The sequence below is a fragment of the Jejudonia soesokkakensis genome (assembly GCF_042664795.1).
GTDB lineage: Bacteria > Bacteroidota > Bacteroidia > Flavobacteriales > Flavobacteriaceae > Jejudonia > Jejudonia soesokkakensis.
In genome coordinates this window covers 250,013-274,878 of the sequence record NZ_JBHTBN010000004.1, presented here as the reverse complement: position 1 = coordinate 274,878, position 24,866 = coordinate 250,013, and the positions used below count along the sequence as shown (strand labels likewise).

Genomic DNA, 24,866 nt, shown 5'->3' with positions numbered 1-24,866 from the left:
TTGCACAAAAATAGGGATAATTTTTATCTCACAAAATAGAAAAACAAAAAGAGGTAAATCCACAGAATATCAACAAAGTGCCAGAAAGTCGCAGCAAGTTCAATTCCAAGGGTTTTACCGCCCTTATATTTTTGTTTAGAATGGTTATAAATTACAATTAAAAGACAAATAAGTCCAGCAAGAATGTGGGCTAGGTGCATTAACACAACTAAATATAAAAATGAGGTTGTAATAGTACTCTCACTACCCGTAAAATAGTAGCCATTTTCAATTATCTGATTAAAGCCAACAAACTGTAGCAAAACAAATGAAAATCCTAAAAAAAGAGTTGACACTAAAAATAGCATTCCCACTTTATTTTTTTGTTTTAGAATCGCCGTTTTAGCAAGATGTATGGTTACACTACTAAGTATGATTACTCCTAAACTAATGTAAAATGCTTGTGGAATTTCAAAATCTGTGAGCCAATCTGGACGTTCTTTACTTACTACATAAGCACTTGTCAATCCTGCAAAGCTCATAGAAAGACTTATGATACCAAACCACAGCATCATTTTCTTTGCTCTATTTTGTTTTATTTCTTCGGAACCTTCGGTATAATTCATTATCGTATAAATTTATCGGCTACATAAATAATTTGAAGTAGTGTAATATAGCTTACACTAACCAACATAAGTTGTTTTGCAGCTTTATTTGTTTGCTTTTTATAAAGGCGGTAAGCATAATACAGTAACCATACACCTATTCCTGCAATAAGAATGGCAGATACTGGCGTAATGTACAATCTTCCTGTAACGCCAACAGCAGGAATTAATGAGGCTAAAACTGTCCAGACCGAATAGAGCAACACCTGTATTGCTGTGCCACGGTCTCGCTTTCCGTTGGGTAGCATGTAAAACCCTCCTTTTTTATAATCGTCGAATAGAAACCATCCAATAGCCCAAAAGTGTGGAAATTGCCAAAAAAACTGTATCATAAATAATGTCCCTGGTTCAATTCCAAAATCATTGGTAGCAGCGACCCATCCTAACATAAATGGAATAGCCCCTGGAAAAGCACCTACAAAGACCGCTAAAGGTGTTTTTGTTTTTAAAGGCGTATATAAACTTACATACATAAAGATGGAAATTGCTCCAAACATTGCAGTCTGTGGATTTATAACATACAATACTGAAATCCCAATAATGGTTAATAATGTAGCCAGAATAAAAGCACTACTAACACTCATTCTTCCCGCGGGAATAGGTCTGTTTTTTGTACGATCCATTAAAGCATCAAGATCACGCTCAATGATCTGATTAAACACATTGGAAGCTCCAACCATACAATATCCTCCAATAGTAAGCAATAATAGTATATAAAAATCTATAGTTTCACATCCTAGGAGATATCCCGCAACAGAGGAAAAGACAACACTTACCGAGAGCCGCATCTTAGTGATATCGGTAAAGTTCCGAATTACAGAAACTTTTTCAGTATGCGATTGTGGAACAGCCAAAAAGAAAATTTTTGTTATACAGCTCACTAAATTATGAGACCTGATTTTTGTGGTGCAAAGATATGTTACGAAGTCGTTTTTTCACAACATATAGTCCAATTTATTTGTTGTTTTTTACTACTTTGCACATTCATTAAAAATAAGACTATGAAAATTTTTTTTAAAGTATTAATCATTGGATTAATTTCATCAAATTATGTTTTTGCACAGGATTTTATTACTGAAGCGAAAGAGAATGAGCTCGATAAAGCTAAAAAAACAATTACTGCCAGAAATGTCTCTGGCAACACTTATATAATTACCGGTGAAGGTGGAAATATTGGATTCCACGTAAGTGAAAATGGAATTTTAATGGTAGACAATCAATTTGATGATTCTACAGAAAAAATTCTTGAAGAAGTCAAAAAAATTAGTGATAAGCCTATTACCTATTTAATTAATACACATCATCATGGTGACCATACCGGTGGGAATGAAAATATGGCTGCCCTAGGCACCAAGATTATCGCACATGAAAATGTACGTAATAATATGGTTAAGAGAAAAGGAGATGGGATACCTTATAGTGCAGTGCCAGTAATTACTTTCTCCGAAAACATGAAACTTTATTTTGATAGCCAAGAAATATTTGCATTTCATGTATCAAATGCTCATACCAATGGAGATGTTGTTATTTATTTCCCACAAACAAATGTTATGCATACTGGAGATGCCTTTGTAAATAAAACATATCCATTTATCGACATAGAAAGTGGTGGAACTTTAGAAGGGTATATGGAAGGGCTTGATAAAATGTTAATGATTATTAATAAAACAACACAAATCATTCCTGGTCATGGTCCTTTAGGTACTACTTTAGATATTATTGCTACAAAAAATATGCTGGATGCTATTTCAACAAAAGTAAAAATTGAAATTTCTAAAGGAAAAACAGAAGAAGAAATAGTAGCCAATGAAGACATTACGAAATATTATGATGACCAAGGCTACGGAAATGGCTTTATTAATAGTGAAAAAATAAGGAGGACTATTTATAATGAGATTGTTGAAGGCTTCGATGAAAAGCAGAAAAAGTTAATGGAATTACAAAAAATTAATTCAAAAAGAAAACAAGAGGATAAAAAAAACTAAAAATCGTAATACCAATTAAATAAATCAGTTCGAATTCCAAAATTTACCCAAGTAGTTTGATTTTCAAAAACTTCTTGGGTATTTTGTTGAGGTTTAAAATCTCTAAAAATTACACTTCCATAGAATTTAAGATTGGTAGCAGGATTAATTATGTACCCTGCTTCTACTTCAGCATGAAAAAAATCAGTAGTGTTTCCTTGTGCCAATTCATTTCCTAAATCTGAAATTCTATCGTCTTCAGTACCATAAATATCACCACCATAAAAGAACGAATCTTCAGTAGTATTATATTCAAAACCTCTTTTTGCAAGTACTACTTTGGCATCGGCAAATATTCTATGATTCCTATATCTTACAATTGCAAGAAATTCAGAAAAATTAGCTCCTAACGTATGTGCTAAAGACTGATTATTATGCCCATAATTTAAAACAACAGTATTATGAGAATAGGTATACGGTCTTACCCTGTTGTATTCTGCCTGCAAGTATAAATTGTCAACTCCAAAAGCATTGTAATATTTCACTCCGAGCTGATAACCTGTTTTATTTTTAAAACTTCCTTCTCCACCCAAAACATCACTCGAAGAAAACTCATCGATAATAAGCTGTCCATACGCATTGATCTGATCTGAAAGTTTATACTTCGCACTCAACCCTATAAGCGCATTTCCTCCTCTCGATCCTGTTGAAAACTCAATTGCACGATAAAATATAACTGGATTTATATAATTAAAATCAAACCCACGGTCATTATCATTCTGCCAGATCACAGATTCAAAAAGCCCAATATTTAATCGCTTTGTCACGTTGTAACTTAAATAGTGATTAGCCATATATTTAGTTCTGAAACTTCCATCTTCAGTCACTGCAGATCTTACATCTCTAAGCGACATCCATGTGTTAGTATATTTTATTTTCCAGAATGTAGTGTTAAGCTTAAAAAAGGGATACGGACTTGCATTATCACTCATAAATAAAGAGCGGTAGCCATCTCCTATAAATTGCTTTCCGTGGCCTAATTGTATATTAAAGTACTTTGAAGGGGTAAATGAAACATGTCCTGTTGCTATAGGATAATCGTATGAATCATCTCTAAATTCTTTTGCAATTCCCCTTCCTGGTATAATAGCAGGGTTTCCACCATCTGGGCGAATAGATTCTGCAAAACGATTAAAATATCCTGCAAAACGACCCTGACTTTCATAGATAGCAGTAAAAAACCCAATATTTTTTCCTAATCCACCCTGAGCATAAGCTAAACGGGTATTATTATAGGTGTCAATTTCTGCATCAAAATCTTTTCCTGCCTGAAGATCTACTCCAGGATCTATTGTAATCCAATACTCATCTCCCTTAATAGTAACCATGTGTTCATTCCATAGCTTCCTGCCAAACCAAGAAGATTTATTTTTAAGTAGTTTTTGATTTTCTTCTTCCAGATTATAATACCTATTTACTTCACTGTATATATATGGTTTTTGTGCCGTATGATTGTTTTGACCTACTCTGTTGAGGGCAGGATCAAAACGAGTATACATTTCATGAGATAATGGAATATTTATATTGCTTTTGTATTCTTCATTTTGATAAGGCAGATTTTTTATTGCTTCAAATTCTTCAAAAGGATTTTGCAGCGTTCCAATTGTAACAGGAGTTGTGGTATGTATCGCCGCTGGTGTTTCATTTTTTATTTCAGAAACTGCAGTTACTTGAGCTCCTTCTCCTTCAACAATAGTTTTATTTAATGGAATAGCAATTGGCATAGTAAATTGCATATAGGTAGGATTTCCACTATAGGTTGCAGGGGTAACTTGAGGAAGTAATCCAAACACTCTTTTGGTTTCATCTTTTAGCTGATTGTAAAAGGCATCTACATACAACACATTAAACATTCCTTCTTTATCAACTTCAAAAAATACAGTAAGACTGCCCTTATAATTTTCTTCGGAAACAATATCGGGCGTTTTAAAATTATCTCTTATAAACTGAAGTAAGGTGATATTAAAGCAATTTTCAATAGCATTTATTACCGCTTCCTCACAGGAAGGAAACACGGGATATTTTTCCAGAGATCCTGAATCGCGTTGGGCATACAAAGATGTAAAACATAGAAAGAAGAAAATAGCAGCAAAAACTTTCATATAAATAGTCATATTTATAGCGGAAAGATACAGTTTTTTAAGTTTCTGTTATATTAAAAAATCCGCCCTTATTTCTAAAAACGGATTTTTATAACATTAATTACTTACTTGAAAAGTGATGGGTATACTATATGCTACATTAACGGAAGTATTCCCTTGCTTACCAGCTTCCATTATAGGTAATTGAGAAATAACTCTTTTTGCTTCCTCTTCAAGTTTTTTGTTTAAGGCTCTTGCTTTAACATTTGTTACAAATCCTTTTTTATCAATTGTGAATTGAACATATATTTTATGTATATCGCCCTTCTCTAAATGATCAAAATCATTGGTTCTAAATTTTTTGCTTATAAAAGCATTAATTTTTGAAGACATACAAGACACTTTATCATTATTAGAAGAATACTTTTCACAACCTGGAAATACTGGAACAAATTCCACATTGATCATACTCTCGGTTTTATCTGAAACTGAAGGTGTAGCCACTACAGAAGGTGTATTTTTTGGTTCAATTGGCTTATTTGTAACTTCCGTAGTTGTTATTTGACTATCATCAATTGGTGTATTGTCCTTTTTTGTCTTAATGATATTAGTAATTATTTGCCGCTGTATAGCTCTCTTTTTTATTGGATTTTCAGCCTTAGCTATTGGCTGTTTTTCCTCTAGTGTAAAGACATAACCAGGCTCCTCCTCTAAATTTAGATCTCTTGGAGCAGCATAACTATTGGTAGTAAAACCAATATTTGCCTCAAGAATCAGCAGTACGGCAAACAACCCAATCAACAATCCAAATTGAAAATAGCGAACAGTTCTGGACTTTATATTAATGCTTTTTTTATCTAGTCTCTTACTACGGACAGTCGTTGTTACTTCTGTTCCATTTTTGTCTTGTGCTTTCATAGGATTGAATTTTAAAATTACTACATTCCTATAATTACAAGTGTTATGCCAAAAAATAAGCCTCCTTGTATGAGGAGGCTTATTAAAGTGTTTATTTATATGAAATTAATTTTCAACTTGAAAAAGAATTGGTAGGTTATATAGAACTCCTACGGGTTTTCCACGTTGTTTTCCAGGTGTCATTTTTGGAAGTGAATTAATAACGTCTTTTGCTTCTTTCTCTAATCTAGGGTGTGGCGCACGAGCTTGGACATTTGTAATATTTCCAGTCCTATCAATTTTGAAAATAACTGAAATTCGCTGTCTCCCATCTAATCCTAAATCATTTGCTAAATCTGTATCAAACTTTTTCTGAACAAAAGCTTGAATTTTATCTGACATACATTTTTTCTTCGCAGCATTACCACTTTGATTTTCACATCCTGGATAAACTGGAACGTTCTCAATTACTGCAAAAGGAACATCTGCTATTTCCTCTTCCACTTCAACTTCCTGAATCTCTTCTATCTCAACAATCTCTTCTTCTTGACTTGTTTCTGTAGACTCGATAATAGTTTCCTCAACTTCTTCTTCATCTTCCACAACTTCAATCACTTCGGGAGCTGGCGGTGGAGGCGGTGGAGGTGGTGGAGGTGTTAATTGCTGGGTAATTGGTACTTCTTCTTCTAAATCATCTCCTGTATCTACCAGCCCTGCATCAAGATCACTCTTGTCGTATGTTTTATACTCAATGGCTTGCCATGCGATTAAAAGCATTAGCGCCATTCCTAACTGAAAGAAAATCAATAGTCTGTGACTAAGATCTGCTTTAGGATTTTTTTTCGGTTCCATAATAATTATTTTATATGATTGTAAAAATAGAGAATTTCTTTTTCAATATAAAACGAAAATTGATTTTATAAAAACAATTTTCATCTAGTCTTTATAAAAAAAAGCGTTCCAAGAATCGACCCACCCACATTTGCCAAGATATCATAATAATCTGCAGTTCTGTTTTGGGTTAAAACTTCTTGTAAAACTTCAATAATTATGCCATAACCTAGGCATAACACGAAGACCAAACCAACACTTCTTAAAACATTTTTGTGTTTGTAAAATGAAAAGTACACAGAGAGCCAAAGCAAAATTAAAATAAGGTGTATAAAAAAATGTATCCATTTATCAATAGATACATTTTCTGTATTAGGTAGTGTCACCTTTGGAAATAAAAAAGCTATTGTGATAAGAATTGTATAGCCTACTCCTATTAAAAGTAGCGTTTTAGGCGCCAATAATTTCTTTATAGGCTTGGTCATCTAACAATTCATTAATCTCGTCTGGGTTGGTAATTTTAATTTTTATCATCCATCCATCACCATAAGGATCTGAATTGACTTTCTCTGGTTCAGATTCTAACGAATCATTAAACGCTATAATCTCCCCAGAAAGAGGTAAAAATAAGTCTGAAACTGTTTTAACAGCTTCTACCGTTCCAAAAACTTCATCTTTTTCTAAAGTTTCATCCACAGTTTCTACTTCTACATAAACGATGTCCCCCAATTCACCTTGGGCAAAATCTGTAATTCCTACAGTGGCAACATCTCCTTCAATATTAACCCACTCGTGGTCTTTTGTATATTTTAAATTAGCAGGTACGCTCATAATAGTATTTTGTTTGTTATTTGTTGATTAGTTTCCGAAGTTATATCGCAATGTAAATCCGCTTCGAATAGTTGTCTGCGGAAACGCTGTTGAGATAGCATATTGGGAAAATGAATGGTCATAGTAGAACAGAGCTGTTAAGTTTTTACTTAATGCATAATCCATCTGAAACTGTATTCCATAAATGGTCTGTCCTGCCGTTGTTTGATTATTTTCTATATCCAAATACCGTATCACGGTCTTATTATCTCTTCTTGAAAGATCCATTTTAAAGTTGAGATCACTCGTAATAATACTTTTCTTTCCCCCAAAATTAGTGCCTATTTTAAGATCTTTAATTCTATATCCAAGTCCTAAAATAATTTCATCTCCTTTTATTTCGGTTAGTAGATTATTTGCAAAACTTAGCGACAATGCTCTGTCTTTTCTTATTTCTGCCAAAATCTTTACAGAATTGTTCATTTCAAAATCTACCTTTAATAACGGAGAAAATTGTTCAGTTAAGTTGACATTGGTTAAAAGTGTTCTACTCTTAAAATCACCAGCCTGATTTGTCTCTGTTGGATCTTGTTCGTTAAAGTCTAAGTTATTCTGAAACTGATTCACAGTATAACCAGCCCTATATCCATGCTGTAATGAAAATCGTTTAAAGTTCTTTTTAAACCAAGGCAACTTCATCAAACCTGTATACTTAATATCCCAGTTTGGCAGGGGTACATCTCTCAAAAAGCCTTTTTTCTCTGAAGCAGCATCTGTTCCTTTATATGCGGCTATAAATGCTGGTAATAGTACATTCTGACTGGTTTTTCCAAAACCTACTGGAAAACCATCTTCATCACGTGGATAATTTGAGTTTCCATAAAAATCTTCAGCAAGACGATCTGCAATTACAATTCTATTAGCTCTAAAATCGTCGAATGCAGCAGAAGTCATTTCATTGCTTTGACTAAAAGCTGTTGCTATCAGCAAAGTTGAAATATTAAAGTTCCCAGATGTTCTAGGTGTTAAAGAACGATACCTATCATCGATAACTATATAGTTTTCTGCATAGTTTTCAGAATAAATCCTGCTGGCATTAAGATCTATTTTTAAATCTTGAATAGGCTCTAAATTTGCCTGAACATCTAATTGTCTACTTTCATTCTCTGTATATTGCTCATTGAATTCAGGGTAAATAGTCAACCAACCTTTACGTGCCGCAAGCTCTCTTATTTCACGCTGACTCCCTAAAGTGAAGCCCAGAGTAGGCTCAAGCGTACCTGCAAAACCTACAGATGGAGTGTACCCAGGCAAGAATATACCATTGGTTTCTTGATAATTCACCTGAATTTTCTTTAAAGATGTTGCCAAGCCTATAAATAAATTTGCTGCTTGTGCTCCCGCTCCTAACGAGTTTGAACTAGCGGCATCATTTCTATTTCCTGTGGTTTCACCAGAACGACCTCCTCTATTATTATTAGTTGTATCACCATCTTTTCCCCCTAATTGAGTAGCTCCTCCTTTATCCAAAGTTCCTGCGATACCACCTTTACCTCCTTTACCTCCTGTATTACTATTACCGCCTTTAGAATTGGTATCTTGATTTGCTCCTTCTGTATTCGTGTTAGCTCTTGGCTTCTTAATTTTAGTAATTCCTAAATACTTGTAAAGAGCGCCCATATCAAGACTCGAATTAACACGATGTGTACTAGCATTCTGAACAGAATTTCCTAAATCATAAAATTCTGTCGTTCCATCTTGTAACGTAATTGGGATATTGTTGAATAAATCACTTCCATCCTGCCATTGAAAATCTCCTGTGTAAGAATAGGTTCCCCTAATCCATTTTAAAAATGGAAATTTATTAAATGGTAAATCATAATTTACCTGAAGCGATTGAAAATGCTGATTTGGATCTCCTACATCAAAGAAACCATCCCAAATTCCAATACTATCATCTGTTTCATAAGAAATACTCCCATCAGGCTGCTCAACAGGCGTAATATAATTATTGACTATACGGTTATTCGCTGAGTTAAAATTAAATCTCAGTGATTTTGTCAAATTATAATTCAAAGTGTACTGCCAGTCAAAAAGGAAGTTACGTTGGTACAACAATGGAGCAGGAATAAATCCATCAGGTCTATTTAACTCCCTGAATTTTTGCTCATTGTATTGTCTTACAATATTTGAACTTACCGCAATATTTGTTGGTAAATAATTAAAATTTAGATCCTTTAAAAACTGCCAATACTTCCCAGTAAACAACGAATCGTTTTTCTTAAATGGCTCGTAAGATTTCTGTTCAAAATTATAGTTATACGTTGCCCCAACATTTACATTTTGATCTAAGGACTCTTCAATCTCAAAATCGTGATGATCTATTTGATTGTAAGAATAAGAAAGTGTGAGGTTTTCAACGTCATAAATTTTTGGTTTTGCATCCCCTGTTCTATTCTTACGAACCCCTATAAAGTTGACACTTTGTCTTTTTGTATAATCTACAGATTGTTCTTCAATTCTGTCTCTTTCTTCTGCGCTTTCACTATTATCAAGTCGCGTTTGCAATTCTATATCTTGAAATTCAGGATCGTATTGAGGTGTAATTAACTCTTCTCCACGACCATAACTAAAGGGTAATTGAACGCCCCATTTCTGAGGTAATAATTGCCCTAAATTAATATTTGTGATTACATCATAACTTTCAGCATCTTCCTGACTTCTTTCATTTGGACCTTGTTCAAGAGAACCAAATCCAATCGTACTTTTTCCTGCTGTAGCACTTACGGTTGCAAAATCTGCAAGATTAGCATCAAGACTTGCAACAGCTGCCCAGCCTCCTTCATTATTTAATTCTGAAAGACGTAACTCATTGAACCAAACTTCACCACAAATATTATCACCAGAAGCGTTTCTAACCCCAACCATGATATTTCGAACGGTTCCAAAACTTGGGTTTCCTTTGATACCAATGCGTAATTCATTTTCTGAACCTGAGAAATCTTCCAATTCAGATTGATCAAAAAACACAACATCAGTTGGGATTCCTCCAGCACCACCTAAAACTCTCGTTTTAACCTCCTGAAGCAAACTCAAAGGCACATTAAATCTATTTTCAATAGGCCAGATCTCTTCAGCAGAAGTAGCTCCAAAAGTCGTCGGATTTAAAGGCAACTGTATTTCGTAGTAATTTTGATCCAAATCATTTCCTAAACGCATAAATGCAACCATTTCACCGTCAGAAAGTGGTACTTCATTCGTTATCGATTCAGCATGGACAAACATTTCCAGATTTTTATACTGACGCATGTCAACATTAAAATTCTTATATACCGAACGACCGTCACCAGGCTCTAGACCACATAAACGTAAAGCTAAAGACTGTTCGTTTTGACGAATGAGATTGTTGTTATTATTGAGTTCCTCTCTAATTACTCCCGGAGGAAGCACATAAGGAATAGGTTCCCGATTCTCATTCTCCTCAATATTAACTGCTTCCACTTCAAAGACTGTATCATCCAGATCTGGATCTTCTCCGGTTACATCAAGAGTTTGAGTATATCTTCGGTAATCACCTCTTACTAACTCCAAAGTTCCAAAACGCAAGATGGTATTTTGAGCAAACTGTGATAGATACATACGCATAAAACGTATTGATCTAAAGTCTGAAATACCATTTACTGCCTGATCTGGCTCTCCAATTGGCACTTTAAACTGCACCCATCTTACAGGTATAGAAGAATTATTTTGAAGCGTAACATTTAATTCCTTGACATCGGTGATAAATTCATTGTTGGAAATATCCATCCCAGGATAAATATCAACATTGTATTCAAAATAACTATTTACCGTGTTCATAGTATTATCACGGTTAATATCTTCTACATCTGGTTGTGGGGTTGAACCTCTATTCGTATCTGTTACTTCTACCGGAGAGTTCCCCTGAGTACCATTATAAAAAGTATATCGCTGAAGAATATCTCCTTCGGCCTGTAAAAAATATTGATAGTTATCGAGTGCGGGATCTGCCAAACCTGCAAAATCACTATAATTAGCTGCTTCTTCTGCGTCGGTAAGTCCATCGTATCCAATATCCTGATTAGTACGTTGTTGCCCTTCTGTATCAAATGTATATACTAATGATTGCTGAGTTGGCACTTTACCCCAAGAGGTAGGAAGGGTATTGGTATCTGACCCATCCTCTGGAAGTCCATTTTCATACTGTTTCCTTCCATCTTTTAAAATATCTTCGGAAATATTTCCTAGGTTAAAGTTGATGGTTCCTCCTGTATTTCCAACATTTTCATCATAAATAAATGGATCCATTAACCAGAACGTAATGTATTCTACATTCGCTCTTTCAAAATCTGTAGTGGTCAATTGCCTTGAAATTCCACCAAATCGACTCGCCGGATTAGGAAGAGTATTGGTTCCAGCTGCTTCTGGGTTAAAGTTATATTCTCCACGTGTACTTGGATAATAACCAAGGTCTAACGTAAATAAAGCCTGTGTTTGTCCTTGAATGATATCCTGATTAGGGAAAATTTCATCTCTAAATACACGTCTCGTAAAAGGAGATGATAAATCTTCATCATTTATTCCTGCAGGTCGCTGGCTACTATAAAAAATTGGATCAATAGTATACCAAGCAAGTTTTGCACGATTATAGTTATACGCTAAATTGTTGTTTGCGACTTCTCCACCAAAACCAATTGGCGTACTTGACAAAAACCAGTTTAAAGGCGCTTTGATATCAAGTTCGGTTTGAGAAGCTTCAAAATCATCCACATAGACCGTTGTTTTACCATCAAAATCTGCCACTTTTGGCGCACCTGGCATTAAATAAGCAAACTCACCCCTTAGGGCAACATTTGACTCTACATCGGTATCAATATTAGGTAACTTATTTACCAAGCGTGTCAAGAAAGGAACTTCGGTAGAGTAATTAGCATTAAAACCAAATATGGTATTATTAATAGGCTCTACATTGTATGAAGATTTTTGTGTTAGTGGCCGTTCATTCAGATTTAAATAAGTGGCGCCAACTTGAAATTTATCACTAAATTTATGTTCTACATTCAACCCGCTAAAACGTTTTGTCTGCTGACCGAATAAGGTATTGTTTTCAGTAGATATATTTATAGGGGTATTCGAGTTTAATAATGCCGGATCTAAGATCTGCACTCGTCCCAGTTGGTAATTTACTGTATAATCAACTCCTTCAGTCAATGTTCTACCTCCAGCTGTTACGGTTACCGATCCCTGCGGAATATTAAAGGCTCCAATAGCAATTCCATCTGCTCCAGTAGATTTATAAGATCCTTTTAGCTGAAATTTATTTTTATCACTGGCCTCTTGCTCCGCTTGTATTTTAGTGGTCGTATACAGCTGACGGAATACATACTGATTCTGATTCGCGTTATAAGTGGAAGGAATTTCATAAATCTGACCCCCAGCTGGGCCATCGTTATCAAGTTTATCAAATAAATACTCTCCAAACGGTTCTACAGAGGTAAATATAATACGCCCGTTTTGTGTATCTACTGTAATACCTGGCAAGAAATCAAAAAATCCATCGCCTCCACTTTGAGGATCTCCATTAAAATTAAGTCGGTCCAGATTAAAAACATTCAATAAAATAGTATTATCTACATCTTCAGGCAACGGCACAGCAGGAAACGCTGGAGAGCCTGGTGCTGCTGTAATATAATTGATAGGAGATGGGTTGGTATATAAAATATTTAATCTGAAATCTTCTTGCTCTAATTGAAAAGCTCCTAGAGGATAAATGTTTTTCATCATTAAGTCCCAAACTGGCTCATTTACATTGGTGATATTGCTTTTCAGCATTTTTACCACAAGGTTTTGAGCTATGCCTTCAATGGGAGGGTCATTAGGATTATTAGGATCTGGGATATTTCCTCCTGAAGCATCTACACCGTCATTGGCAAATTCACCAACCTGATATACTTGGCCACCTACGGTAAATTGAAATGCGACTGCTAAAATTTCATCATTACTTAATCGTTGATTTAGGGAAATATATCCTAACTGCGTATCAAGTGTATATTCGTTTGGCAGTAATTGTCTTGCATTTTCTAATGTTACATAATCCAACCCTTCATTCACTTGTGTTCCTCCAAAACCTTGTTCTACAGAGGCAACATCTCTTATATTTTCATTAAGTAATGTTGGAGCCGAGCCATTAATTCCAAATGGGTTAAAATCGTTATTTCCATTATCTGGAAAAGCACCAGCAGGTCTGTTGATAAAACCTCCAGGAATAACATCAAGTCCCACATTCTCTGGGTTTGATTCTCCAATATCTTGTAATGCCACAATATTTCTTACGTTGTCTGTTCGGTTAGTCCTATTGGTAATCCAAACTTCTGCTCTGGTAATTTGAACATTAGAAGCGATAAATGGATATTGTGCTAAAAATCTATCGTAATTGTCTCTAAAGTAATGCGCTAAAAAGAAGTGTCTATTTTCGTCATATTCTGAAGCAAATAGTTCATAATCGGTCACAGTTGCTCCCCCTTCGGCGACTACGGTTCTTGTTTCAGATTTTTGTTCTGAAAAGACTCCAGTAACAGTCGTATTTCCAAACTGAAGCTGTGTTTTAACACCAAACAAACTCTGTGCCCCTTGAATTAGTGAACTATTGAGAGGCATGCTCACATTACCTACTTCTATCTTCTGAATGATATCATCTTCAGTTGGTGTGTATTCTAATTTTATCTGGTTCTGAAAATCGAAAGTAGATTGAGTGTCGTAATTTGCGTTAATCTGAAGCCGCTCTCCAATTCTTCCAAGCAAACTTAAACTAATTCGCTGATCAAAATCAAAAGATAAGTTACTTCTGTTTCGGGGAGAAAATGAAGGATTATCCTGTTTTGTATACAACAATCCAAGATCCATTTCTACCGTTCCTTGTGGTATCACTTCGATGGTGTTTCCACCGAAAATAGATTCAAAAAAATTCGAGTTGACGTAAAAGGTTGGAAGTAAGTTTTTCTGTTTTTCTTCAGACCCTTCTTTTCTTCCGTCGGCAGCATCAATCTTATCCTTGAAGTACTGCTTCATCTGTTCTTTTAAGATCAAATCACGGTACTCTTCTGGAGTTAAAATTAACGGATAAGATATTGTAAAATTACCGAGCGTTTTCGTGTAAATATACCGATCTGTAATAGGGTCGTAGGTGTATAAATTCTGGATACTTGGAGGCGTAGGCAAATCCATTCTCCCTAAAGAAGAACCTGTCGCCGTTGAGTCCTGTGCCTGCGCAAAAGACATTCCACCTATGATAAAACTAAAAATTAATAAGAGCTTGTAAAAGCTATTTTTGAAATCGTAATTTTTTGCGCCCAATTGTTACAAATTTTTTAAAGCTTGTTTTATAATCATCTCCACACTCGCATTAGGATCTTCTCTCACAATTTTATCACATACCTTTTCGGCTTGTTTACGAGCAAAGCCTAAGGTCTCCAAAGCAGATAACGCTTCATTTTTGTTCGTATTGCTCGAAACCGAAGAAACCTCTTCTAATCCGTATACTTTTAAGATTTTATCCTTCAAATCTATAATGACACGTTGTGCCGTTTTAGACCCTATACCCTTAATAGATTGTATGGTAGCTGTATCGTTTCCAGCGATAGCAGCGCTAACTTGTTCTGGAGACAAAGAAGAAAGCATGGTTCTGGCCGTACTTGCCCCTATTCCAGATACAGAAAGCAACAATCTAAATATCTCTCGCTCCATAGAAGTAGAAAAACCATACAATGTATGCGAATCTTCTCTAACTAATAGATGAGTGAGGAGTTTTACATTTTCAGATGTGGGGAGCTGCGAAAATGTATGTAATGATATATTTATAAAATAACCCACACCATTACAGTCTATTACAACATCGGTCGGGTTCTTTTCAATTAATCTTCCCTGTATGTGGGTAATCATACTGTTAATAAAAACTTAATGCCCCCAAATATAGTATAATTATTTTCATCTGGCACGCTTAGAAATATGAAAAAATTTCTACTTTCTATCTGCTTTTTGTTTGCTTTGCAGCTTCTTTTGCACGCTTCTCTTTTTGTTGTGCATCTACCACAGCAACGGCTGCCATATGAACTATTTCTTCAACACTCGCCCCCAACTGAAGAATATGCACAGGCTTACGCATTCCTAACATGATTGGACCAATTGATTCTACATTATTTAGCTCTTTTAATAGCTTATAATTGCTGTTTGCTGAATCCAGGTTGGGAAATATCAATGCGTTTACTTTTTTACCTGCCAGTTTTGAAAAAGGAAATTTTTTCTGAAGCATTTCAGGATTTAATGCAAAGTCTGTTTGAAGTTCACCATCTACGTGCATATCTGGTACCGCCTTATGCAATATACTTACTGCATCACGTACTTTAGAAGCATGAGGATCTTTTGAAGAACCAAAGTTTGCATACGAAATCATCGCAATTACTGGCTCCATACCAAACATCTTCATCGTATAGTTGGTCATCTGGGCAATCTTCGCTAACTCCTTGGCCGTAGGATCTATATTAATAGAGGTATCCGACAGGAATAAAGGTCCTCGTTTTGTTAACATTAAATTGGTAGTAGCCACTTTACTAACACCTTCAAAAGTTCCTATAGTTTCTAACACAGGTCGTACTACCGATGGATAGGATCTTGAATATCCAGAAATCATACAATCTACATCTCCTTCTACCAGCATCATACTGGCATAATAGTTTCGCAAACGCATCATCCCTTGGGCGTCGTAGAGTGTAATACCACTACGTCTTCGGTTTTTCCAGTACATTTCTGCATAGTGATTCAATTTGTCTTTTTGCTCATCACTTTTCGGGTCAATAATTTCAACCTCGGCATCATAATCCAGCTGCTCCATTAATTCAAGAATGATTTCCTTTCGACCTAGCAATACAGGAATTCCAATACCTTCTTCGTGAACAATTTGCGCCGCTTTTAAAACGTCTAACTGATCAGCTTCTGCAAATACGATTCGCTTAGGATTTGTCTTCGCTCTGTTTAGCAATAATCGAATGATCTTGTTGTCACTTCCCATACGCTCATAAAGCGCATCTTTGTATCCTTCCCAATCTGTAATAGGTGCCGTAGCTACACCACTTTCCATTGCCGCTTTTGCTACTGCTGGAGGAACAGTTGCGATAAGCCTTGGATCAAAAGGCTTCGGAATGATGTAGTCTTTCCCAAAATTAAGACGAGTTTCCCCATACGCAATATTAACCTGTTCTGGAACAGGTTCTTTTGCCAGATCTGCCAAAGCTTTAACTGCAGCCATTTTCATAGCCTCATTAATTTTTGTAGCACGAACGTCTAGTGCTCCTCTAAAGATAAACGGAAACCCTAACACATTGTTCACCTGATTCGGGTGATCGCTTCTTCCCGTCGCCATTATAATATCGTCACGGGTAGCACAAGCCAGCTCATATTCAATTTCGGGATCCGGATTTGCCATCGCAAATACAATTGGTTTCTTTGCCATTGATTTCAACATCTTAGGCGTTACAATATCTGCAATAGAAAGACCTACAAACACATCGGCATCTTTCATTGCTTGGTCTAACGTGTCAATTTTTCGAGCTGTAGCGAACTCAGCCTTTTCTTCGGTAAGCCCTTCTCTGTCTTTTCTAATCACTCCCTTACTGTCAAGCATGACAATATTCTCTGCCTTGGCACCAAACGCCTTGTATAATTTTGTGCAGGAAACTGCCGCTGCACCAGCGCCGCTAATAACAATTTTTACTTTTCCAATTTTCTTTTTAGCAAGTTCAAGTGCATTTAATAAAGCTGCTGCCGAAATAATTGCTGTGCCGTGCTGATCGTCATGCATTACAGGAATATCGAGCTCTTCTTTGAGTCTTCGTTCTATCTCAAAAGCTTCGGGAGCCTTGATGTCTTCTAGATTGATTCCACCAAATGTTGGCGCTATGTTTTTTACCGTTTCAACAAATGCATCGATATTTTCGGTATCCACTTCAATGTCAAAAACGTCAATATCTGCAAAGATCTTAAATAACAACCCTTTACCCTCCATTACGGGTTTAGAAGCTTCAGGACCAATATTTCCTAAACCTAACACTGCCGTACCGTTAGAAATTACAGCAACCAAATTTCCTTTTGCGGTATATTTATAAACATTTTCCTTATTTTTCTCTATTTCTAAACAAGGCTCTGCAACACCTGGTGAATAGGCTAACGATAGATCTCGCTGGGTTGCATATTTTTTTGTTGGTACTACCTGAATCTTTCCAGGTTTTGGCTTTGCGTGGTACAAAAGTGCTTCGCGACGTTTACTTTGCTTACTCATAATCTATTTGTATTCTAACTAACAAATGTAAGGGAGATATGGCGATAAAGAAAAGTTATTTCCCTTTTATAAACTCAATATTTCTTTTTAATCCTGAATATTTTGTACGTTTTACAGCGCTTTTTTTAAAGAGTTCCTGAAACACCTCTTCGGAAACTTCTTCCCACTCTTTCTTTGACATCGAAAGTAATTTTGGGTTAGGCTGAAACAAAGGTTCTTTATGTGATTCACTAAATCGATTCCAGGGACACACATCTTGGCAGACATCACAACCAAATATCCAATCATCCATCATTCCCGAAAAACCTGAAGGGATCGAATTCTTCAATTCTATGGTGAGATAAGAAATACATTTACTTCCATCGACTACATAAGGAGCTACGATCGCCTGTGTTGGACACGCATCAATGCATGCAGTACAGCTTCCGCAGTGATCTGTAACTGGCATATCATATTCCAGTTCCAAATCCACAATCAATTCGGCTATAAAATAGAAAGAACCTACCTGCTTCGTTAAAACATTAGAATGTTTTCCCATCCAGCCCAATCCGCTTTTTACAGCCCAAGCCTTATCAAGTACTGGCGCAGAATCTACAAAAGCTCGTCCATGTACCTCTCCAATTTCAGTTTGTATAAAAGTAAGAAGTTGCTTCAGTTTATCTTTGATTACAAAATGATAATCCGTTCCGTAGGCATATTTAGAAATTTTATAGGATTTTTCATTCTGAGTTTCAGCAGGGAAATAATTCAGTAATAAAGAAATCACACTTTTGGAATCTTCTACAAGCTTTGTAGGATCCAGGCGTTTATCAAAATGGTTTTGCATATACCCCATCTCACCCTGCATGTTCTGATTAAGCCAATTTTCAAGTCGTGGCGCCTCTTCTTCCAGAAAACCCGCTTTGCTAATACCACAAGACATAAAACCCAGTCGTTTTGCTTCGGTTTTAATAAGTACAGTATTTTTTGATTGGTTGTTCATTTCCTAAGATCGCATTTCGAATCTCAAAATAGCATCTTTTGGTTTCATCGTAATAAGCGGCGTGATGTTAATGGGTGACTTTTTCTCTTCAATCTTGAATTTAAAAATGAGTGATGCAATAGCTAACACCATTTCATACATCGCAAAATTATTACCTATACACATGCGTGGCCCTGCTCCAAAGGGGTAATAATACTCTGAATATTTTAAACCGTTACTAGCTGCAAACCTACCTGGATCAAAAGTATCAGGTTCATTCCAAAAGCGGGGATCTCGGTGTATCTCATGTAAAGAAAATAATAAAGTCGCCCCTTTTTCTATCTCCATCTCATTAAAAGAATCTGCTTCATGATTTACACGATCAATAAAATAGGCTGGCGGATACAGACGCATGGACTCTTCAATGACTTGTTTTGTGTAGGGACACACTTTTAAAAAGGACATTAAATCTTCTTTTATAGGTTGTGCTTCAAAAACTTCCTGAAAAACTTTATCTTGAATCTCCGGATGACGCGCCAGCAATTCGGCCGTAAAAGTAAGTGCGTTTGAGGTCGTTTCATGCCCTGCGGTAAATAGAATCAAGATTTCGTCGAGCAATTGCTTTTCAGACATCGCAGTTCCATCTTCATAGCGAGCGTCCAACAACATATCTAACAAATCGTCTTCCCGCTTTCCAGATTCTATTCTTCTAGTGACCAGTTGCTTTAAGATAGCACGGGCTTCATCCACCAAATCCATATGCTTTTTGATCTTTCCGCTCAACTTAAACCACCATATTTTAAAAGGTTGCCTAAGCTCTTTTACCAGCATTTTTTGAGCGGTTTCAGTAATGTATTGAAGCCTATTCGTTTCTGATGCCGTAACTCCTCCACTAAACAAAGCTTTTGCAACAGTTTGAAAAGCGAGATCATTAAATATAGGAAAGATATCTATGGCTTTATGAGTTTCTATCTTTGCTATTTCCACATCTATGGCATTCTGCATGGCTTCTAGCAGATTTACAAGTTGCTTTTTATGAAATGCGGGCTGAATCATCTTGCGTTGTTTCTGCCAATGTGACCCCTCTGCAGTTAATAATCCGCGTCCTACATATTTTGCAAGGTCTACTGTTTGAATGGTTGATTTTGTATAGTTTTTTTGGTTTTTCTGAAGCACATATTGTAGAAATCCAGCGTCCCTTGAAAAAATAACCGAAGTTCTTATACCCAACTGCAATCTGAAAGTATCTCCCTTTTCTGAAAAATTACGGTGATGAAACGGCAGAGGGTTTTTAAGAATATTGCGCGCGTGTCCTAAAAATTTAAAAATAGAAACTTTTGGGATTTTTTGATTGTCCATAGTTAAAATAATCCTCCCTGAGTAGGTCCTTTCAGTTTACCCAAATGTTTGTAGGCAGCTTCAGTTACTTCTCGACCTCGTGGAGTACGCATGATAAATCCTTGTTGGATTAAAAAAGGCTCATATACTTCTTCGATAGTTTCAGGACTTTCAGAAACAGCTGTAGCAATCGTTGTAATCCCTACAGGACCACCTTTAAATTTTTCAATAATCGTAGTTAAAATTTTATTATCCATTTCGTCCAGACCATGAGCATCTACATTCAATGCTTTTAGAGCAAACTTGGCGATTTTAATATCAATCGTTCCATTTCCTTTAATCTGTGCAAAATCCCGAACACGTCGTAATAGAGCATTTGCAATACGAGGAGTTCCTCTACTACGCCCTGCAATTTCAATAGCTGCTTCCATGGTTATTGGAACTTCTAAAATTCCGGCACTTCGCTCTACGATGGTCGTTAACAACTCTGTGGAATAATATTGTAGTCTGGAAGAAATCCCAAAACGAGCTCGCATAGGGGCCGTTAATAATCCAGACCGTGTTGTTGCTCCCACCAATGTAAAGGGAGCTAAATGTATTTGAACCGAACGTGCATTAGGTCCGGATTCTATCATGATATCAATTTTATAATCCTCCATTGCCGAATAGAGATACTCTTCTACTATGGGGCTCAACCGATGAATTTCATCAATAAATAACACATCCCGCTCTTCAAGATTTGTTAATAAACCTGCCAAATCTCCCGGTTTATCCAATACGGGGCCAGAGGTAACCTTAATACCTACGCTAAGTTCATTGGCAAGAATATGTGCCAGCGTTGTTTTTCCCAATCCCGGTGGGCCGTGGAATAAGGTGTGATCTAATGCTTCATCTCTACCATTTGCCGCCTGAACAAAAATCTGAAGATTTTCAAGCGCTTGGTCCTGACCCGTAAAATCGTTAAAACTTAAGGGTCTTAATTTTTTTTCAATTTCAATTTCCTGCGGACTTAAATTTTCTTCGGAAGGATTGAGATGTTCATTCATAACACAAATATACGAAGTGTATCGCTTTTAAAACCCGAGACTAAAATCTTATTAAAGATAGTTTAACAAGTTTTAATACTCTATTGTGAACCATTAAAACTACAAGTTGGTATCTTAGAAACAAAACAAATATGATGATTTTACCAAAAAAGAAAACACCCAGCTTAGAAGTAGATTTAATTAATGGTACTAAATGGGTTTTAGAAAAACAAGATCCAAAAAATTTTACATTAGTACTATTCTACCGAGGATTACATTGTCCAAAATGTAAGGATCAATTGGAAGATCTTAAAGGGTATTTAAAAGATTTTAGTGCTAAAGGAGTGAATCTTATCGCTATAAGTATGGATACTGAAAAAAGAGCAAAAATTACTTCTGAAAAATGGGACATAGAAAGCATTCCTCTAGGATATAATTTATCGGAAGCTTCTGCGAGAGAATGGGGATTATATATCTCAAAAGCAATTAGTGATGCTGAACCAGATGTTTTTAGTGAGCCAGGCCTATTTTTAGTTCGCACAGACGGTACTTTATATTCGGCTTCCATACAAACCATGCCTTTTGCCAGACCACAATTTGATGATTTGCTAAATGCAATTGATTTTATACTAGAAAAAGAATACCCAGCTCGAGGAGGTCACTAAAAAAAGCCATACAAAAGTATGGCTTGGTTTCAATAACCAACTCCCCAATTGGTTATTTACTATTATGAGATGTAAATGTATACTACATACTCATCTTTTGAAATACGTATAAATACGTATTTTTATAAAAACCGTGCCCTCCTCAAAGCACGGTTTAAATAAAACACTGAAAAAAAATTTAGTTAGTTCTAAATTACATTTCAAAAATAGAATTGATCCTAAACAGAAACAATACCCCATACTGGGTATATTTAAAGAAAAATCCCTTCTGAATTACTTCAGAAGGGATTTTATTATTTCAGTACTAAATTTTAATGATTCATTTCTTCTTCGTTATCCTGTAACGGAATATGTTGTGGAATAAAATCCTGTCCAGGTATTACATAATCACTTTCGTCTTTATTCAGTTTACTATAGTCATAAGACCAGCGGTATACATGCGGAATTGGACCATCCCAGTTTCCGTGGATATGCTTAACTTCTGCTGTCCACTCTAATGTATTCGATTTCCATGGGTTTTTAGGTCCTTTCTTTCCGTAGAACATAGAATAAATAAAGTTATAGAGGAATACTAACTGCGCAGCCGCCGTAATAATGGCAAAGATTGTAATCACCACATTTAAATCTGCCAGATCATCAAAATATGGGAATGCTGTATTTGTGTAGTAGCGTCGTGGAAGCCCTGCCATTCCAATAAAGTGCATCGGGAAGAAAACTCCGTAAGCACCCACCGCTGTAATCCAGAAATGGATATATCCTAAATTTTTGTTTAGCATTCTGCCTTCAAACATTTTTGGGAACCAATGATATACCCCTGCAAATAGACCGTACAATGCAGATATACCCATTACCAAGTGGAAGTGAGCTACGACAAAATAGGTATCATGAACATTGATATCTAAGGCACTATCTCCTAAGATAATTCCTGTTAGACCTCCTGTTATAAAGGTCGAAACCAATGCAATTGAAAACAGCATAGCAGGATTGAACTGTAAGTTCCCCTTCCATAAGGTTGTAATATAATTAAATGCTTTTACTGCAGAAGGAATTGCGATCAATAGTGTCGTAAATGTAAATACTGACCCTAAGAATGGATTCATTCCCGAAATAAACATATGGTGACCCCATACAATTGTCGATAAGAAAGCAATTGCTAAAATAGAGGCAACCATCGCACGATACCCGAAAATTGGTTTCCGGGAATTCGTAGCAATAATTTCTGAAGTAATCCCTAAAGCAGGTAGTAATACAATATAAACTTCTGGGTGTCCTAAGAACCAAAATAAATGTTCAAACAATACTGGTGACCCTCCTTGGTTATGTAATACTTCTCCAGCTATATAAATATCAGAAAGGAAAAATGACGTTCCAAAACTTCTATCCATAATAAGCATTAAAGCTGCAGATAATAATACCGGGAACGATACTACACCAATAATTGCAGTTACAAAAAATGCCCAAATGGTCAATGGAAGTCTTGTCATAGACATTCCTTTGGTACGTAAATTAATTACGGTAACAATATAGTTTAGAGATCCCAATAAAGAGGAGGCAATAAAGATTGCCATCGAAACTAACCATAGTGTCATACCCGCTCCAGAACCTGGGATAGCTTGAGGCAATGCACTTAATGGAGGATAGATTGTCCAACCTGCCGACGCTGGTCCAGCTTCAACAAATAATGACATTACCATGATCACACTCGAAATAAAGAACAACCAGTAGGATACCATGTTTAGAAAACCAGAGGCCATATCGCGTGCCCCAATTTGCAATGGAATCAATAAGTTACTAAAGGTACCACTCAGCCCAGCAGTTAATACAAAGAAAACCATGATCGTACCATGAATAGTCACCAATGCTAAATATACATTAGGATCCATGACACCTCCTTCTGCCCATTTTCCTAAAAAGATTTCATAAATCTTGAAAGGTTCTTCTGGCCATGCTAATTGCATTCTGAAAAGAATAGACATTGCAATACCAATGATACCCATAAACAATCCAGTAATTAGGTATTGCTTAGAGATCATTTTATGGTCTGTACTAAATATATATTTAGTTATAAATGTCTCTTTATGATGATGTCCATGATCATCGTGATGATCTACTACGTGGTCGTTTGCGTGTGCTGACATATCTTTTATTAGGCTATTTTATTATTGTTTTAATGCTTCAGCAAGGGTAGCCTGTTCTGCCATCCATGCATCATATTCTTCTTGTGTTTCTACAATTATCTTCATCTGCATATTGTAGTGATTACTACCGCAAATTTTGTTACAAAGTAACATGTAGTCAAATTCGTAAGGCTCTAAAGCTTCTTCACCTTTTGCTGTAAGTTCTATACTATTCTCTCTTCGGATATTGTTAATTCTTCTCACTTTAGCAACAATCTCATCATTCATGCGCATTTCTTCAGTAGTAATTACTGGAGTGAATGAAAACTGAGTAATCATACCTGGAACACAGTTCATCTGAGCTCTAAAGTGTGGCATATATGCCGAGTGTAATACATCTTGAGAACGCATTTTGAAATGAATCTTTCTTCCAACAGGCAAGTGTAATTCATTAACAATAACATCGTCCTGTGCATTCGGGTCTGAAGCATCCACTCCTAATTGGTTGACTCCTTCAATTAATCGAACATTCGCTTCTCCTAATGTATTGTCCTCTCCACCATAACGAGCTCTCCAGTCAAATTGATACGCGTATAGCTCTACCACAAGCGCATCATCATCTTCTTCAATATTCATGATATCTGTCCAAGTAAATAATCCGTAGATGATTAACCCCGCTAAAACAATTACAGGAATAATGGTCCAGATAAACTCTAAACGATCATTGTCTGCGTAAAACGTTGCTCTTTGAGTTACCTTTCCGCGGTATTTAAACGCAAAATAATGTAACAACCACTGTGTGATTATCCCTACTACAAAGATTAATACCATAGAGATTAACCAAAGTTGATCAATTTCTACTCCGTGTTCAGAAGCTGATTCTGGCAGCAGTACTTCCCACCATTTCCAGAAAGAAATGATACATAGCACGTAGATAAAAATCACAAATCCTAACATCAAATATCCATTGACGTTGTTATCCTTATCGTTTGCTATTTCAGAATTATCTCCATTAGGAGTCGTTTTGGACATTTGAAAGATCTTATTCATCTGCCAAACAGTGACACCAAAAAGAATGATTACTAATACAACTAAAAATGCGGTCATCGTTATCTGTCTCTATTC

17 protein-coding genes are annotated in these 24,866 nt (G+C 36.0%); 2 read left to right on the top strand and 15 right to left on the bottom strand.

Annotated elements, in window-relative coordinates; genetic code table 11:
* Positions 1-23: 23 nt before the first annotated feature.
* Both ACFQO1_RS09710 and cyoE read right to left on the bottom strand, forming a co-directional pair.
* The gene (locus ACFQO1_RS09710; protein WP_380217839.1) at positions 24-605 is read right to left on the bottom strand and encodes a cytochrome c oxidase subunit 3; all 582 of its coding nucleotides are present in this window, start codon (positions 603-605) and stop codon (positions 24-26) included.
* Positions 605-1,498: a heme o synthase gene (cyoE, locus tag ACFQO1_RS09705; protein WP_380217838.1), complete on the bottom strand. Its 894-nt coding sequence runs from the start codon at positions 1,496-1,498 to the stop codon at positions 605-607. Before cyoE ends, ACFQO1_RS09710 begins: the two co-directional genes overlap by 1 nt.
* 147 nt (positions 1,499-1,645) lie before the next feature.
* Between cyoE and ACFQO1_RS09700 the strand changes: the two genes are divergently transcribed.
* A complete protein-coding gene (locus tag ACFQO1_RS09700; RefSeq protein ID WP_380217837.1) occupies positions 1,646-2,629 on the top strand; it encodes an MBL fold metallo-hydrolase in 984 nt (327 codons plus the stop codon).
* On the opposite strand, the gene ACFQO1_RS09695 is transcribed toward ACFQO1_RS09700, so the two are convergent.
* The 11 genes from ACFQO1_RS09695 to ruvB all read right to left on the bottom strand — a co-directional run bounded on the left by ACFQO1_RS09695 (position 2,626) and on the right by ruvB (position 20,980).
* Positions 2,626-4,770 (bottom strand): gliding motility protein RemB, encoded by a 2,145-nt coding sequence (locus tag ACFQO1_RS09695; RefSeq protein WP_380217836.1) that lies wholly within the window; start codon positions 4,768-4,770, stop codon positions 2,626-2,628. The two genes, ACFQO1_RS09700 and ACFQO1_RS09695, sit on opposite strands and share 4 nt — an antisense overlap.
* Positions 4,771-4,866: 96 nt before the next feature.
* Positions 4,867-5,667: an energy transducer TonB gene (locus ACFQO1_RS09690; protein ID WP_380217835.1), complete on the bottom strand. Its 801-nt coding sequence runs from the start codon at positions 5,665-5,667 to the stop codon at positions 4,867-4,869.
* Positions 5,668-5,772: 105 nt separating this feature from the next.
* Positions 5,773-6,498, bottom strand: a complete 726-nt coding sequence (locus ACFQO1_RS09685; RefSeq protein WP_380217834.1) for an energy transducer TonB — start codon at positions 6,496-6,498, stop codon at positions 5,773-5,775.
* Positions 6,499-6,578: 80 nt separating this feature from the next.
* A complete protein-coding gene (locus ACFQO1_RS09680; protein ID WP_380217833.1) occupies positions 6,579-6,962 on the bottom strand; it encodes a VanZ family protein in 384 nt (127 codons plus the stop codon).
* The gene (gene gcvH, locus ACFQO1_RS09675) at positions 6,928-7,308 is read right to left on the bottom strand and encodes a glycine cleavage system protein GcvH (RefSeq protein WP_380217832.1); all 381 of its coding nucleotides are present in this window, start codon (positions 7,306-7,308) and stop codon (positions 6,928-6,930) included. Before gcvH ends, ACFQO1_RS09680 begins: the two co-directional genes overlap by 35 nt.
* A gap of 27 nt (positions 7,309-7,335) precedes the next feature.
* Positions 7,336-14,658: a T9SS outer membrane translocon Sov/SprA gene (sov, locus tag ACFQO1_RS09670; RefSeq protein ID WP_465262159.1), complete on the bottom strand. Its 7,323-nt coding sequence runs from the start codon at positions 14,656-14,658 to the stop codon at positions 7,336-7,338.
* Positions 14,659-14,661: 3 nt separating this feature from the next.
* A complete protein-coding gene (gene ruvA, locus ACFQO1_RS09665; protein WP_380217831.1) occupies positions 14,662-15,243 on the bottom strand; it encodes a Holliday junction branch migration protein RuvA in 582 nt (193 codons plus the stop codon).
* A gap of 85 nt (positions 15,244-15,328) precedes the next feature.
* The gene (locus ACFQO1_RS09660; RefSeq protein WP_380217830.1) at positions 15,329-17,635 is read right to left on the bottom strand and encodes an NADP-dependent malic enzyme; all 2,307 of its coding nucleotides are present in this window, start codon (positions 17,633-17,635) and stop codon (positions 15,329-15,331) included.
* A 55-nt stretch (positions 17,636-17,690) separates the two neighbouring features.
* A complete protein-coding gene (gene queG / locus ACFQO1_RS09655; protein ID WP_380217829.1) occupies positions 17,691-18,617 on the bottom strand; it encodes a tRNA epoxyqueuosine(34) reductase QueG in 927 nt (308 codons plus the stop codon).
* A 3-nt stretch (positions 18,618-18,620) separates the two neighbouring features.
* A complete protein-coding gene (locus tag ACFQO1_RS09650) occupies positions 18,621-19,955 on the bottom strand; it encodes a cytochrome P450 (protein WP_380217827.1) in 1,335 nt (444 codons plus the stop codon).
* A gap of 2 nt (positions 19,956-19,957) precedes the next feature.
* Entirely contained in the window at positions 19,958-20,980 is a 1,023-nt protein-coding gene (ruvB, locus tag ACFQO1_RS09645; RefSeq protein ID WP_380217826.1) for a Holliday junction branch migration DNA helicase RuvB, read from the bottom strand.
* Positions 20,981-21,111: 131 nt separating this feature from the next.
* Here ruvB and ACFQO1_RS09640 point away from each other — a divergent pair, with 131 nt between their 5' ends.
* Positions 21,112-21,624, top strand: a complete 513-nt coding sequence (locus ACFQO1_RS09640) for a peroxiredoxin-like family protein (protein ID WP_380217825.1) — start codon at positions 21,112-21,114, stop codon at positions 21,622-21,624.
* A gap of 311 nt (positions 21,625-21,935) precedes the next feature.
* Here ACFQO1_RS09640 and ACFQO1_RS09635 read toward each other — a convergent pair whose 3' ends face one another.
* Positions 21,936-23,762 carry a cytochrome c oxidase subunit I gene (locus ACFQO1_RS09635; protein ID WP_380217824.1) on the bottom strand — a complete coding sequence of 609 codons (1,827 nt, stop codon included), beginning with the start codon at positions 23,760-23,762 and terminating at the stop codon, positions 21,936-21,938.
* 21 nt (positions 23,763-23,783) lie between these two features.
* Positions 23,784-24,848, bottom strand: coding sequence for a cytochrome c oxidase subunit II (locus tag ACFQO1_RS09630; protein WP_380217823.1), 1,065 nt, complete (start codon positions 24,846-24,848; stop codon positions 23,784-23,786).
* Positions 24,849-24,866 lie beyond the last annotated feature (18 nt).

Excerpts from the sequence above, each read along its gene's own strand:
- ACFQO1_RS09680 (WP_380217833.1), bottom strand. The coding sequence starts at position 6,962 with ATGACCAAGCCTATAAAGAAATTATTGGCGCCTAAAACGCTACTTTTA.
- ACFQO1_RS09695 (WP_380217836.1), bottom strand. The coding sequence starts at position 4,770 with ATGAAAGTTTTTGCTGCTATTTTCTTCTTTCTATGTTTTACATCTTTG.
- ruvA (WP_380217831.1), bottom strand. The coding sequence starts at position 15,243 with ATGATTACCCACATACAGGGAAGATTAATTGAAAAGAACCCGACCGAT.
- ACFQO1_RS09630 (WP_380217823.1), bottom strand. The coding sequence starts at position 24,848 with ATGACCGCATTTTTAGTTGTATTAGTAATCATTCTTTTTGGTGTCACT.
- ACFQO1_RS09690 (WP_380217835.1), bottom strand. The coding sequence starts at position 5,667 with ATGAAAGCACAAGACAAAAATGGAACAGAAGTAACAACGACTGTCCGT.
- ACFQO1_RS09700 (WP_380217837.1), top strand. The coding sequence starts at position 1,646 with ATGAAAATTTTTTTTAAAGTATTAATCATTGGATTAATTTCATCAAAT.
- ACFQO1_RS09650 (WP_380217827.1), bottom strand. The coding sequence starts at position 19,955 with ATGGACAATCAAAAAATCCCAAAAGTTTCTATTTTTAAATTTTTAGGA.
- ruvB (WP_380217826.1), bottom strand. The coding sequence starts at position 20,980 with ATGAATGAACATCTCAATCCTTCCGAAGAAAATTTAAGTCCGCAGGAA.
- ACFQO1_RS09685 (WP_380217834.1), bottom strand. The coding sequence starts at position 6,498 with ATGGAACCGAAAAAAAATCCTAAAGCAGATCTTAGTCACAGACTATTG.
- gcvH (WP_380217832.1), bottom strand. The coding sequence starts at position 7,308 with ATGAGCGTACCTGCTAATTTAAAATATACAAAAGACCACGAGTGGGTT.
- ACFQO1_RS09635 (WP_380217824.1), bottom strand. The coding sequence starts at position 23,762 with ATGTCAGCACACGCAAACGACCACGTAGTAGATCATCACGATGATCAT.
- ACFQO1_RS09660 (WP_380217830.1), bottom strand. The coding sequence starts at position 17,635 with ATGAGTAAGCAAAGTAAACGTCGCGAAGCACTTTTGTACCACGCAAAG.
- queG (WP_380217829.1), bottom strand. The coding sequence starts at position 18,617 with ATGAACAACCAATCAAAAAATACTGTACTTATTAAAACCGAAGCAAAA.
- ACFQO1_RS09640 (WP_380217825.1), top strand. The coding sequence starts at position 21,112 with ATGATGATTTTACCAAAAAAGAAAACACCCAGCTTAGAAGTAGATTTA.
- ACFQO1_RS09710 (WP_380217839.1), bottom strand. The coding sequence starts at position 605 with ATGAATTATACCGAAGGTTCCGAAGAAATAAAACAAAATAGAGCAAAG.